This window comes from Klebsiella electrica (assembly GCF_006711645.1).
Lineage (GTDB): Bacteria > Pseudomonadota > Gammaproteobacteria > Enterobacterales > Enterobacteriaceae > Klebsiella > Klebsiella electrica.
Genome location: NZ_CP041247.1, coordinates 5138652 through 5152223, shown reverse-complemented (window position 1 = coordinate 5152223; position 13572 = coordinate 5138652). Strand labels below are relative to the sequence as shown.

Here is a 13572-nt window from a genome sequence, read left to right as displayed (position 1 = left end):
GGCGTTAGGGCTGGAAGAGCGACGCGGCCTTAACTGAGGTTCTCCCATGAAAAAAGATATTCACCCGAAATACGAAGAAATTACTGCTTCTTGCTCTTGCGGTAATGTCATGAAAATCCGTTCTACCGTAGGTCACGACCTGAACCTCGACGTGTGCGGTAAATGCCACCCGTTCTACACTGGCAAGCAGCGTGATGTTGCGACCGGTGGCCGCGTTGACCGCTTCAACAAGCGCTTCAGCGTTCCAGGCACCAGCAAGTAAGTTGCCGGAAGAAAAAGCCGCCCACGGGCGGCTTTTTTTGTTTTTGTCGTTATGCCCGGTATGCAGATTCAGGGTGGGCAGAGACGAAAAAAAGGCGGAACATCGCTTCCGCCTTTTTTATTGTCTCAGTATTCCCACGTATCCGGGTCGATACCCATCTCGCGCATAATCTGTTTCGCCGCTTCCGGGATCTCATCGCTGCGCTCTTTACGCAGGTCTTCATCGTTGGGTAACGGTTGACCGGTAAATGCATGCAGGAACGCTTCACACAGCAGTTCGCTATTGGTGGCGTGGCGCAGGTTGTTGACCTGACGACGCGTGCGTTCATCGGTGAGGATCTTCAACACCTTCAGAGGAATGGATACCGTAATTTTTTTTACTTGCTCACTCTTCTTACCGTGCTCAGCGTATGGGCTGATATATTCGCCGCTCCATTCAGCCATGAGATACCTTTAATCCTCTAGTCATAAGTTAAGGGCCAGAACCCTGGGTCCAGGCCATAATTGCGCGTAGTTTACCGTAGCGGGGGCGTTCTGACATCCGATAAGCCCCAGCAGAGATGCGCTAATGCATATAATTTTAACGGCTATTCTCTATTTGCTCAATCTATACGCAAAGAAGTTTAGATGTCCAGATGTATTGACGTCTATTGTGACAATGATTACTCTGGTGCCTGACTTTTCACCGACTCAGCCCAGGAACTGCCCAACATGACGCGTAAACAGGCCACCATCGCAGTGCGTAGCGGTTTAAATGACGACGAACAATACGGTTGCGTTGTCCCGCCGATTCACCTTTCCAGTACCTACAACTTCATCGACTTTAATGAACCTCGTGCCCACGACTACTCCCGCCGCGGTAACCCTACCCGCGATGTGGTGCAGCGCGCGCTGGCGGAGCTGGAAGGGGGAGCGGGCGCCGTTCTGACCAATACCGGCATGTCGGCGATTCTGCTGGTGACGACCGTATTCCTGAAGCCTGGCGATCTGCTGGTGGCGCCTCACGACTGCTACGGCGGCAGCTATCGCCTGTTTGATAGCCTCGCGAAGCGCGGCTGCTACCGGGTACTGTTTGTCGATCAGAACGATGAGCAGGCGCTGAGCGCGGCCCTGGCAGAAAAACCGAAGCTGGTGTTAGTCGAAAGTCCAAGTAATCCATTGCTGCGCGTGGTGGATATTGCGAAAATCTGCACGCTGGCTCGTGAAGCGGGTGCGGTGAGCGTGGTGGATAACACCTTCCTGAGCCCGGCGTTGCAAAATCCGCTGGCGTTGGGAGCCGATCTGGTGCTGCATTCGTGCACAAAATACCTGAACGGACATTCTGACGTGGTGGCCGGTGTGGTGATTGCGAAAGATCCGGCTCTTGTCACCGAACTGGCATGGTGGGCGAATAATATCGGCGTGACCGGCAGCGCATTTGATAGCTACCTGCTGCTGCGTGGTTTACGTACGCTCTCTCCGCGTATGGAAGTCGCACAGCGCAATGCGCTGGCGATTGTCGACTATCTGAAAACCCAGCCGCTGGTGAAAAAACTGTATCATCCGTCTCTGCCGGAAAATCAGGGGCATGAGATTGCTGCCCGTCAGCAAAAAGGTTTTGGCGCGATGTTAAGCTTTGAGCTGAAGGGCGATGAGCAGACGTTGCGTCGTTTTCTGAGCGGATTATCGCTGTTTACGCTGGCCGAATCGCTGGGGGGCGTAGAAAGTCTGATTTCGCACGCTGCGACGATGACCCATGCAGGTATGGCGCCTGAGGCGCGCGCGGCGGCGGGGATTTCAGAAACGCTTCTGCGTATTTCGACCGGTATTGAAGATGGTGAAGATTTAATTGCCGACCTGGAAAATGGCTTCCGGGCGGCAAACGAGGAATAAACATGAGTGTGAATGCGCAGGCAGGGACGAAGGGTCGTCAGCTGCACAAATTTGGTGGGAGTAGTTTAGCGGATGCGAAATGTTACCTGCGCGTCGCGGGGATCATGACGGAATACTCGCAGGCCGGCGACATGATGGTTGTCTCCGCCGCGGGCAGCACCACCAACCAGCTGATTAGCTGGCTGAAGCTCAGCCAGACCGATCGCCTTTCTGCGCATCAGGTACAGCAGTCGCTGCGCCGTTATCATCAGGAGCTAATCGCCAGCCTGCTGTCGGCAGAAGCGGCGGATACGCTGATCGCGTCGTTTATTCACGATCTTGAGCGTCTCGCCGGCTTGCTGGATAGCGGTGTGACCGATGCGGTATACGCTGAAGTGGTCGGCCACGGCGAAGTGTGGTCCGCACGTCTGATGGCCGCAGTGCTTAACCAGCTGGGACTGGAAGCGGCATGGCTTGACGCGCGCAGCTTCCTGCGCGCCGAGCGCGCTGCGCAGCCGCAGGTGGATGAAGGTCTGTCTTATCCGCTGCTGCAACAGCTGATGGCGCAACATCCCAACAAACGTCTGGTGGTGACCGGCTTCATCTCGCGCAACAACGCCGGGGAAACCGTCCTGCTGGGGCGTAATGGTTCTGACTATTCCGCTACCCAGATTGGCGCCCTGGCCGGGGCGTCTCGCGTCACTATCTGGAGCGACGTGGCCGGGGTTTACAGCGCGGACCCGCGTAAGGTGAAGGATGCGTGCCTGCTGCCGCTGCTGCGCCTGGATGAAGCCAGCGAGCTGGCGCGTCTGGCGGCCCCGGTTCTGCACGCCCGTACCCTTCAGCCGGTCTCCGGTAGCGATATCGATCTGCAGCTCCGCTGTAGCTATACGCCTGAGCAAGGCTCCACGCGCATTGAGCGCGTGCTGGCGTCCGGTACCGGCGCACGTATTGTGACCAGCCATGATGATGTCTGCCTGATTGAGTTCCAGGTGCCCGCCGGGCAGGATTTCAAGCTGGCGCACAAGGAACTGGATCTTATCTTTAAACGCGCCCAGCTGCGCCCGCTGGCGGTGGGTGTGCATGCTGACCGTAAGCTGCTGCAGTTCTGCTACACCTCGGAAGTGGCCGACAGCGCGCTGCGCCTGCTCGATGAAGCCGGTCTGCCGGGCGAGCTGCGCCTGCGCCAGAAGCTGGCGCTGGTGGCGATGGTCGGGGCGGGCGTCAGCCGTAACCCGCTGCACTGCCACCGTTTCTGGCAGCAGCTGAAAGGGCAGCCGGTGGAATTTACCTGGCAGTCCGAAGAGGGAATTAGCCTGGTGGCGGTGCTGCGCGCAGGGCCGACGGAAAGCCTGATTCAGGGCCTGCATCAGTCCCTGTTTCGGGCAGAAAAGCGTATTGGCCTGGTCCTTTTTGGTAAAGGCAATATCGGTTCGCGCTGGCTGGAGCTGTTTGCCCGCGAACAGAGCACGCTCTCAGCCCGCACCGGCTTTGAGTTTGTCCTCGCCGGGGTGGTGGACAGCCGCCGCAGCCTGCTTAACTACGAGGGGCTGGATGCCAGCCGCGCGTTGGCCTTCTTCAACGATGAAGCCGTTGAGCAGGATGAAGAGTCGCTATTCCTGTGGATGCGCGCTCATCCCTATGATGATTTGGTGGTGTTGGACGTGACCGCCAGCGAGCAGCTGGCCGATCAGTACCTCGATTTTGCCAGCCATGGTTTCCACGTCATCAGCGCGAATAAGCTGGCCGGCGCCAGCAGCAGCGACAAATACCGTCAGATTCACGACGCGTTCGAGAAAACGGGTCGTCACTGGCTGTACAACGCCACCGTTGGTGCGGGTCTGCCGGTGAACCATACCGTGCGCGACCTGATTGACAGCGGCGATACCATTCTGGCGTTGAGCGGTATTTTCTCCGGCACCCTCTCCTGGCTGTTCCTGCAGTTTGACGGCACCGTACCGTTTACCGATCTGGTCGATCAGGCCTGGCAACAGGGGCTGACGGAGCCGGACCCGCGCGTTGATCTGGCGGGAAAAGATGTGATGCGTAAGCTGGTTATCCTTGCGCGCGAAGCCGGTTATGACATCGAGCCCGATCAGGTGCGCGTGGAATCGCTGGTGCCTGCGCACTGTGAAGAGGGCTCTGTGGATCACTTCTTTGAGAATGGCGAAGAGCTGAACGAACAGATGCTGCAGCGCCTGGAAGCCGCCCGCGAGCTGGGGCTGGTTCTGCGCTATGTGGCGCGTTTTGATGCCAACGGAAAAGCGCGGGTTGGCGTTGAAGCCGTCCGCGAGGAGCATCCGCTGGCGGCCCTGCTGCCGTGCGATAACGTTTTTGCCATCGAGAGCCGCTGGTACCGCGATAACCCGCTGGTCATCCGTGGACCGGGTGCCGGTCGCGATGTGACCGCTGGCGCCATTCAGTCGGATATTAACCGTCTGGCGCAACTGCTGTAACCCTGCCTCTGCCCGAGACCAGACCGGCGTCTGGTCTCGGAGTCTCACTGCGCCGCAAAAACTTCTTTGGCGGCGAACAGGCCATTTAAGGCCGCCGGGAATCCGGCATACACCGCCATCTGCATGATAACTTCGATAATCTCCTCCTACGACAGGCCGACGTGCAACCCGGCGGCAATATGCACTTTTAGCTGTGGCGCGGCGTTGCCCAGCGCCGTTAAGGCGGCAATGGTGGCGATTTCACGGCTGCGTAAATCGAGCCCCGGTCGGGCGTAAATATCGCCAAACGGGAATTCAATCAGGTAGCGGGCAAAGTCCGGGGCGATGGCCTGCAGGCTTTTAACGACGGCATCGCCGCCTTTGCCGTCAACGCGCTGCAACATGTCGAGGCCGGTGGTATAACGCTCTGATGTCATGATCTTTCCTCATAATGATGGTGTATTGGCAGGAAGGTTAGAGGCGTTAACCGGACTTGAGTAATACCCTTTTCGTGATACCTTTCAGGTATGACAAATTTACGTTTACAGACTCTTGATATCCGCCTGCTGCGCTATTTTGCCGTGGTGGCGGAAGAGAATAATATCAGTCGGGCGGCGCAGCGGTTGTTCATCTCGCAGCCGCCGCTGAGTCGCCATATCCGCCATCTGGAAACGCTGCTGGGCGTGACGCTCTTTGTCCGTCATACCAAAGGGCTGATTCTTACCGCAGAGGGTGAGCGGGTGCTGGAGCTTATTCGTCCGCTTCTGGCGCTGCAGGAGACGACGCTGAGCGCGCTAGGTCAGCTGTCCGACGATCGCCAGCAGCCTTTACGTCTGGGGCTGACGACCGCTTTTGAGCAGGGTATCTTTGCATCTCTGGAATCGGCGTTGAGCCGCAAGGTCAGTGCGCTCTCCCTCCTTCGCCGCGCTTCGCCCGCCCTGGCTCAGCAGGTGCGCAAAGGCAAGCTAAACGCCGCGCTGGTTGCGCTGCCGCTGAATGTCGATGGATTAACGCTTTCTCCTTTGCCCTGTCATGAATCGTTGATTGCGGCGCTACCCGCGTCATGGCCGGAATCTACGATTCCCCGGCTGGCTTTAGAAACCCTGAATCACCGACCGCTGTTTTGGTTCCGGCGCGAACGTAATCCGGCCTTTTTTGACGCAACCCGGCGTATTTTTGATCGTATTGGCTACGTGCCGGCGTATGTGGAGGAGCCCGCTGAGCATGACGTTCTGCTGGCGCGCATCGCACGCGGAGAAGGGATGATTTTGCTGCCAGCGTCATTTGCCGCAATACAGCGCCAGGGGGTGGTATTTCATCCGCTGGAGGGGACTCGCTTGCGTTTGTCGCTGGGATTAGTGACGCGGCCGGAAGATGACGCTTTGCGCGCGTGGTTGCTGCCGTTTATTGAGGAATCATTATCTTAGCGTGGAGTGAGATGAAATCATCTCATCTTCACTGAATATTCCTCACTCTTTACGCTGATTTTTCTATTGACGCCCGGGCACTTTTCCGTCATTTTTACATCTGGACGTCTAAACGTATAGAAGTTCGCAACACAACAAACAATAAAATGCGATTGATGAGGTAAGGTATGAGCTTTTTTCACGCCAATCAGCGGGAAGCCCTGAATCAGAGCCTGGCAGAAGTACAGGGCCAGATTAACGTGTCCTTTGAATTCTTCCCGCCGCGCACCAGTGAAATGGAGCAAACCTTGTGGAAGTCCATCGATCGCTTAAGCAGCCTGAAGCCAAAGTTTGTCTCGGTGACCTATGGCGCCAACTCCGGCGAGCGCGATCGCACCCATAGCATCATTAAGGGCATCAAGGAACGTACTGGTCTGGAAGCGGCGCCGCATCTGACCTGTATTGACGCCAGCCGCGATGAACTGCGCACGATCGCCGAAGACTACTGGAACAACGGTATTCGCCACATCGTTGCCCTGCGCGGCGACCTGCCGCCGGGCAGCGGTAAGCCCGATATGTATGCAGCGGACCTGGTGACGCTGTTGAAGGAGGTCGGAGATTTTGATATTTCCGTTGCGGCCTATCCTGAAGTTCACCCGGAAGCCAAAAGCGCGCAGGCCGATCTGCTGAACCTGAAGCGGAAAGTCGAAGCCGGCGCGAACCGCGCGATTACCCAGTTTTTCTTTGACGTCGAAAGCTATTTGCGTTTTCGCGATCGTTGCGTGTCTGCCGGGATCGATGTTGAAATTATTCCGGGCATCCTGCCGGTTTCTAACTTCAAACAGGCGAAAAAGTTTGCCGACATGACCAACGTGCGTATTCCAACGTGGATGTCAAAAATGTTTGAGGGTCTGGATAACGATGCGGAAACTCGCCAGCTGGTCGGTGCCAATATTGCGATGGACATGGTGAAAATTTTAAGCCGCGAAGGCGTGAAGGATTTCCACTTCTACACGCTGAACCGCGCCGAGATGAGCTACGCTATCTGCCACACCCTGGGCGTGCGCCCGGCGGTATAAAAAATGGCCCTCATCGAGGGCCATTATGCTTTATTCCCATTCATGCAGAAAACGCTGGCCGTACTGGTCAGCGACCCGTAATGCCGCGTAGACCTGGTCTGGCGTCGCGCCGCCGGGCATGTTGTGGATAGTTTCCCCTTCCGCGCAGGCCGCTTCGGCGACAATGCGCATTTTTTCGGCAATATCCCCTTTAATATCCAGCTGCGCCAGGGTGATCGGCAGGCCCACGCTGTGACATAACGCGGCGACGGTTTCTATCTCTTCCACCGGGGCATTTTCCAGCACCAGTTGCGTCAGCGTCCCGAAAGCGACTTTTTCACCGTGATAGTAGTGATGCGCGTCGGCAATGGCGGTGAGGCCGTTATGGATCGCATGCGCTGCCGCCAGACCGCCGCTTTCAAAGCCGACGCCGCTCAGATAGGTGTTGGCTTCGATAACCTTCTCCAGCGCCGGTGTGACGACGTGTTGCTCCGCCGCCAGCATCGCTTTTTCACCTTCTTCAAGCAGCGTGTTGTAGCACAGTTCAGCCAGCGCCAGCGCCGCCTGAGTGCATTTGCCTCCGGCCATGGTCGTAGCGCCGCTGCGTGAACAGGCGCGGGCTTCAAACCAGGTGGCGAGCGCATCGCCGATACCCGCTGCCAGCAGACGTGGCGGCGCGCCGGCGACGATTTGCGTATCGACAATCACCATGTTCGGGTTGTGCGGCAGCATCAGATAGCTGTCAAACTCTCCCTCGTCGGTATAGATAACCGAGAGCGCGCTGCAGGGGGCGTCCGTTGAGGCAATTGTCGGGGCAATCACCACCGGAAGATTCATAAAGTGGGCTAATGCTTTTGCGGTATCCAGCGTTTTTCCTCCGCCGATTCCCAGCACGGCATTGCAGCGAGCAGCGCCAGCGATATCGCGCAAGCGATTGATTTCATTATGCGAGCATTCACCGCCAAACGGCACGATTTCCGCAACCAGACCCGCATCGGTCAGGCTTTTACGCAGCTTTTCTGCGGCAAAACCCAGCACAAACTTGTCGCCAACAATGAGCCAGCGTTCGGCCAGCGGTTTGAGATAGTGGCCAAGGCGGGTGATAGCATTTGCGCCCTGAATATATTTGCCTGGGGATTGAATAATGCGATCCATTTCTATTCCTCCTGGTTGATCGTGGCGCCGTCCTCTGGCGACGCGATAATCGGGTTACAGGTTCAGATTGCCAAAAGCGTTATTCCAGTCTTGTTCAAATTTCTCTATGGCTGACTCTACCGCAGGGGTGCCGAGCATGTGTTGCGCGACGTCTAAGGGGAGGGTGATTGCTTCGCAGCCGGTCAGCAGGCAATCCAGCGCCTGACGCGGGGTTTTAAAGCTGGCGGCCAGCACTTTGCTTCCTGGCGCATGCTGCTCCAGCAGGGATTGCAGCTCCTGCACCATGCGAATCCCGTCTCCCCCCTGGGCATCGACGCGGTTGACGTAAGGGGCAACATATTTTGCGCCCGCCAGCGCTGCCAGCAGCCCCTGTGCGGCGCTATAGACCGCGGTACCCAGCGTCGGGATGCCTTCTTTTTTCAGTAATTTGATAGCGGCGAGGCCTTCAGCGGTGACCGGGATTTTAACCACGATGCCCGGAACGGCGTTACTCAGTCGTTTGGCTTCCGCCACCATGCCCTCAGCATCGCGGCTCATGGTCTGAGCAAACAGCGTTCCATCGGGTCCAATGGCCTTTTGCAGGCGCGGGAGAACATCCCAGACAGGCGTTTTGCCTGCGGCGATAATGCTCGGGTTGGTGGTCACGCCGGCCAGCGGATAGATGCGCGCCAGACGTTCAACTTCTGCGACGTTCGCGGTGTCCAGATAGAGTTCCATAGCCTTTCCTCAATGCTCAATTCAGTGATGTTGAGGTAAGGATACGGCTTCTCGTCGGCGGGTCGCCAGATGACAAATTTGCCAAAAACTGGATAAATGTACGCATTGCGGGTAAGGATGATTTAGATCACATTTTCCAGCTATATCTGGCAAAGCCGGGCAGGATTATCGTAAAAAAATTACAAAAATCTAGTTTCCGCTTAGCGCGGCTTCTCCGTCAACTGGCTGTGATACTGGCGGCGATACTCGGAGGGAGAACGCTCGGTATTCTTGCGAAACAGACGGCAGAAATAGTTGCTGTCGACAAAACCACAGGCGTGAGCGACATCTTTAATTTTCATGTCGTGGCCTTTTAACAGCATGCGGGCCTGCTCAAGGCGGATGTGATTCAGATACTCGTTGAACCCCATAGGCCCGCATTTCTGGAACAGATGGGAGAGATAGTTTGGCGAGAGATAAAATTCCTGCGCCACCGATTCGCGGGTTAACGGTTCGGCAAAACGAGCGTCGATATATTTGCGGATCGCCTCAAACAGCGCCTGGCTTCGGGAGGCGGTGTGCACCTGGCTGCCAAGCAGATCGGCGCAGTGGCTCAACAGGCTGATAACGATGTATCGCGCGGTGTGTTGTTCCTGCGGTTGCATCTGCATCTCACTGAGCGCCTGGAGCAGGAAGGAGCCCGTCCGGGGGCCGCGGCGCGGTACCTGAAGCTTATCCTCAACATTCAACGTACTGCCGTTCCAGCGCGTCAGGGTGAGCTCTAACTGTTGCTTGCCAAACACAATACTCAGGACGGTACAGGGCGACTGCCAACGGGGTGAATGCCATCCGCCGGCGGGAATAAACAGCACGTCGTGCCGGGACAGTACGGGCGGATCGGCTTTGATGCCGGCATCGTGAAGCTGCCCTTCAAGCATGACTTCGAGGCGTGGGAAATCAACCTTCTGCACGTGACCGGAAGCCGGGCGATGGTCACTGGCAAATCGGATCTGCCGGATCGTTGCCGGGATTTTGATTAACGCGTCGATGTGTTGGTTGAGATCGGTATCCATTCTTGCTCCGTAGAAGGCGCCACGTTTTTATCATACCGGACAGCGTGGAAAGGGTAAAAGTCAGAGGGCAGTGAGGGGGACGGTGTTGCAGATTGTGTGTGATATGTTATATCGTAACATATCATTGCAAATGATAACTCAGGAGAGAGTGATGACCAAAAAGATTTCTGCCCTTGCGCTGGGTGTTGGCATGCTGTTAGCCAGCGCTCAGACCTTTGCCCACGGCCACCATAGCCATGGCCCCGCGTTAACGGAAGCGGAGGTTAAGGCCAGCGAGGGTATTTTTGCCGATGCAGACGTTAAAGATCGGGCGCTAAGCGACTGGGACGGGATCTGGCAGTCGGTAAATCCGTATCTGCTGAATGGCGATTTGGATCCGGTACTGGAACAAAAAGCCAAAAAGGCGGGCGGCAAGAGCGTGACGGAATATCGGGAATATTATAAGAAGGGGTATGCCACCGACGTAGACCAGATTGGGATCGAAGATAACGTGATGGAGTTCCACGTTGGCAAGGCCGTTAATGCCTGTAAATACACCTATTCCGGCTATAAGATCCTGACCTATACTTCCGGCAAGAAGGGGGTGCGTTACCTGTTCGAATGCCAGCAGGCGGAGTCAAAAGCGCCGAAATTTGTTCAGTTCAGCGATCATACGATTGGACCGCGCAAATCACAGCATTTCCACATCTTTATGGGGAATGACTCGCAGGAGGCGCTGCTGAAAGAGATGGATAACTGGCCGACCTATTATCCTTATGCGCTGCATAAAGAGCAGATTGTCGACGAAATGCTGCACCATTAATAAAAATCCCCGGTCGCGTGACGCGGACCGGGGAAAGTGTAACCGGATAAAACGCTAACCGGTTTTTCCCGGCAAATATCGTCTTGCCGGGAACGGCTGATAAATTAGCCCGTGTTGCGCATCCCGGCGGCAACGCCCGCAATCGTGACCATCAGCGCTTGTTCAACGCGCGGATCCGGCTCTTTACCTTCGGCTTCCGCCAGACGCGAACGGTGCAGCAGTTCTGCCTGCAGGACGTTCAGCGGGTCGGTATAGATGTTACGCAGCTGGATAGACTCGGCTATCCACGGCAGATCGGCCATCAGATGCGAGTCGTTAGCAATCGCCAGCACGACGTTGATGTCGGCAGCCAGCAGCTTGCGCAGCTCCGTGCCCAGCGTCCACAGCTCCGGTTTCACCAGGCGCTGATCGTAGTACTCCGCCAGCCACAGGTCGGCTTTCGAGTAGACCATTTCCAGCATGCCGAGGCGGGTGGAGAAGAACGGCCAGTCGCGGCACATGGCTTCCAGTTCACTCTGCTTACCGCCCTCGACCACTTTCTGCAGCGCCGCGCCAGCGCCCAACCAGGCGGGCAGCATCAGGCGGTTTTGCGTCCAGGCGAAGATCCACGGAATCGCGCGCAGCGATTCGACGCCGCCGGTTGGACGACGTTTTGCCGGGCGTGAACCTAACGGCAGTTTACCCAGCTCCTGCTCCGGGGTTGCGGAGCGGAAGTAAGGTACGAAATCTTTATTTTCACGCACATAGCCACGGTACATTTTGCACGAGACATCGGACAGCTCGGCCATGATATCGCGCCACTCTGCTTTTGGCTCCGGCGGCGGCAGCAGGTTGGCTTCCAGAATTGCGCTGGTATAGAGCGACAGGCTGCTGATAGTGACTTCCGGCAAACCGTACTTAAAGCGAATCATCTCGCCCTGTTCGGTTACGCGCAGGCCACCTTTCAGGCTTCCCGGAGGCTGCGAAAGCAGCGCCGCGTGCGCCGGGGCGCCGCCACGACCGATAGAACCCCCGCGGCCGTGGAACAGCGTGAGTTCAATACCGGCTTTTTCGCAGGTTTTGATCAACGCATCCTGCGCCTGGTATTGCGCCCAGGAAGCGGCCATTACGCCGGCATCTTTTGCTGAGTCAGAATAGCCAATCATGACCATCTGTTTGCCCTGGATAAAGCCGCGATACCAGTCGATATTCAGCAACTGGGTCATGACGTCGTTGGCGTTGTTCAGGTCATCCAGGGTTTCGAACAGCGGCGCCACCGGCAGGGCGAAGCCGATACCGGCCTCTTTCAGCAGCAGATGCACCGCCAGCACGTCGGATGGCGTCTTCGCCATGGAGATCACGTAGGCGGCGATAGATCCGCGCGGCGCTTCGGCGATCACTTTGCAGGTATCGAGCACTTCGCGGGTTTCATTGCTTGGCTCCCAGTGACGCGGCAGCAGCGGACGTTTGGAGTTCAGCTCGCGGATCAGGAATGCCTGTTTGTCGGCTTCTGACCAGCTTTCGTAATCGCCAATACCAAGATAACGGGTCATCTCACCCAGCGCTTCGGTATGGCGGGTGCTTTCCTGGCGGATATCGATACGCACCAGCGGTACGCCAAACGATTTCACGCGGCGCAGGGTATCGAGCAGTTCGCCGTTGGCAATAATGCCCATGCCGCAGGCCTGCAGCGATTTATAGCAGGCGTAAAGCGGCTCCCACAGCTGTTCGTTCTGGGTAAGCAGGCCGGCAGGTTTTGGCAGCTTCTGCCCTTTCAGGCGAGCTTCGAGCCAGGCCTGCGTTTCCATCAGCTGGGTACGCATCTTTTTCATCAGATAGCGATACGGTTCCTGCTCGCCTTCCTTGCCAGCCAGCTCCCGCACCTCGTCGGTACACTCGACCATCGACAGTTCGGAAATCAGCAGTTGAATATCTTTCAGGAACAGGTCGGTTGCTTTCCAGCGGCTCAGCAGCAGCACGTGGCGGGTAATATCGGCGGTGACATTCGGGTTGCCGTCGCGGTCGCCGCCCATCCAGGAGGTGAAGCGTACCGGGACGAAGTCCACCGGCAGCTGATAACCGAGGTTCTCTTCCAACTGTTCGTTCAGCTCGCGCAGGTAGTTTGGTACACCTTCCCACAGGCTGTTTTCAACAACGGCAAAACCCCATTTTGCTTCGTCTACCGGCGTCGGGCGGTATTTGCGGATCTCATCCGTATGCCATGACTGGGCAATCAGCTGGCGCAGACGGCGCATCAGCTGGTGGTGCTCGTAGTCAGCGATATCTTTGTTATCAAGCTGCTTCAGGCAGTTGTTCACTTCCACCATTTTGTGGATAAGCGTACGACGGGTGATCTCGGTGGGGTGAGCGGTGAGTACCAGCTCCAGAGAGAGGGATTCCACCGCTTTTTTAATGGTGTCTTCGTTGAGATGAGGCTGTTCTTTAAGCTTTCTCAGGGTGCGGGCAATCACTTCCGGATTGCTGGCCGCTTCGCCGTTTGGCGAAATACTGTGGTATTGCTCAGCGGTGTTGGCCAGGTTCAGAAACTGACTGAAGGCGCGCGCGACCGGCAGCAGCTCGTCATTGGACAAGTTTTGCAGCGTGGTGAGCAATTCCTGGCGATTGGCTTCATTGCCGGCGCGAGAAGACTTTGACAATTTACGGATAGTTTCGACACGATCAAGAATGTTCTCTCCCAGAGCATCCTTGATGGTATCGCCTAGCACCTTACCGAGCATACTGACATTACTACGCAAAGCGGAATATTGTTCGTTCATGTTACCCCAGACACCCCATCTCATTTTATTTTGTTATACCCGGCACTCTGCAACGTTGAGCGGCGGATAAGCAGCCGTC

11 protein-coding genes and 1 pseudogene are annotated in these 13572 nt (G+C 56.7%); 6 read left to right on the top strand and 6 right to left on the bottom strand.

Features of this window, described 5'->3' with window-relative positions; genetic code table 11:
* The first annotated feature begins 46 nt into the window (after window positions 1–46).
* Entirely contained in the window at window positions 47–262 is a 216-nt protein-coding gene (gene rpmE / locus Electrica_RS24625) for a 50S ribosomal protein L31 (protein ID WP_004869403.1), read from the top strand.
* A gap of 125 nt (window positions 263–387) precedes the next feature.
* Here the strand turns inward: rpmE and metJ are convergent, their stop codons facing one another.
* Window positions 388–705, bottom strand: coding sequence for a met regulon transcriptional regulator MetJ (gene metJ, locus Electrica_RS24620; protein ID WP_004869405.1), 318 nt, complete (start codon window positions 703–705; stop codon window positions 388–390).
* 267 nt (window positions 706–972) lie between these two features.
* Here metJ and metB point away from each other — a divergent pair, with 267 nt between their 5' ends.
* Both metB and Electrica_RS24610 read left to right on the top strand, forming a co-directional pair.
* The gene (metB, locus tag Electrica_RS24615) at window positions 973–2133 is read left to right on the top strand and encodes a cystathionine gamma-synthase (protein ID WP_100685413.1); all 1161 of its coding nucleotides are present in this window, start codon (window positions 973–975) and stop codon (window positions 2131–2133) included.
* A 2-nt stretch (window positions 2134–2135) separates the two neighbouring features.
* On the top strand, window positions 2136–4568 hold the full coding sequence (locus Electrica_RS24610) for a bifunctional aspartate kinase/homoserine dehydrogenase II (protein WP_100685412.1): 2433 nt from the start codon (window positions 2136–2138) through the stop codon (window positions 4566–4568).
* 44 nt (window positions 4569–4612) lie between these two features.
* On the opposite strand, the pseudogene Electrica_RS24605 reads toward Electrica_RS24610, so the two are convergent.
* Window positions 4613–4984: pseudogene (locus Electrica_RS24605) on the bottom strand (carboxymuconolactone decarboxylase family protein).
* A 90-nt stretch (window positions 4985–5074) separates the two neighbouring features.
* Between Electrica_RS24605 and Electrica_RS24600 the strand changes: the two are divergent.
* On the top strand, window positions 5075–5974 hold the full coding sequence (locus tag Electrica_RS24600; protein ID WP_142255792.1) for a LysR family transcriptional regulator: 900 nt from the start codon (window positions 5075–5077) through the stop codon (window positions 5972–5974).
* A 167-nt stretch (window positions 5975–6141) separates the two neighbouring features.
* Window positions 6142–7032: a methylenetetrahydrofolate reductase gene (gene metF / locus Electrica_RS24595; RefSeq protein ID WP_131050443.1), complete on the top strand. Its 891-nt coding sequence runs from the start codon at window positions 6142–6144 to the stop codon at window positions 7030–7032.
* Window positions 7033–7062: 30 nt separating this feature from the next.
* On the opposite strand, the gene gldA is transcribed toward metF, so the two are convergent.
* From gldA to Electrica_RS24580, 3 genes are all read right to left on the bottom strand, one after another.
* The gene (gene gldA, locus Electrica_RS24590) at window positions 7063–8166 is read right to left on the bottom strand and encodes a bifunctional L-1,2-propanediol dehydrogenase/glycerol dehydrogenase (RefSeq protein ID WP_131050444.1); all 1104 of its coding nucleotides are present in this window, start codon (window positions 8164–8166) and stop codon (window positions 7063–7065) included.
* 54 nt (window positions 8167–8220) lie between these two features.
* On the bottom strand, window positions 8221–8883 hold the full coding sequence (gene fsa, locus Electrica_RS24585; RefSeq protein WP_100685408.1) for a fructose-6-phosphate aldolase: 663 nt from the start codon (window positions 8881–8883) through the stop codon (window positions 8221–8223).
* A 200-nt stretch (window positions 8884–9083) separates the two neighbouring features.
* Window positions 9084–9935: a helix-turn-helix domain-containing protein gene (locus tag Electrica_RS24580; RefSeq protein WP_100685407.1), complete on the bottom strand. Its 852-nt coding sequence runs from the start codon at window positions 9933–9935 to the stop codon at window positions 9084–9086.
* 151 nt (window positions 9936–10086) lie between these two features.
* Between Electrica_RS24580 and zinT the strand changes: the two genes are divergently transcribed.
* Entirely contained in the window at window positions 10087–10737 is a 651-nt protein-coding gene (gene zinT, locus Electrica_RS24575) for a metal-binding protein ZinT (protein WP_142255791.1), read from the top strand.
* Window positions 10738–10841: 104 nt separating this feature from the next.
* Here the strand turns inward: zinT and ppc are convergent, their stop codons facing one another.
* Window positions 10842–13493 (bottom strand): phosphoenolpyruvate carboxylase, encoded by a 2652-nt coding sequence (gene ppc / locus Electrica_RS24570; protein ID WP_100685405.1) that lies wholly within the window; start codon window positions 13491–13493, stop codon window positions 10842–10844.
* Window positions 13494–13572 lie beyond the last annotated feature (79 nt).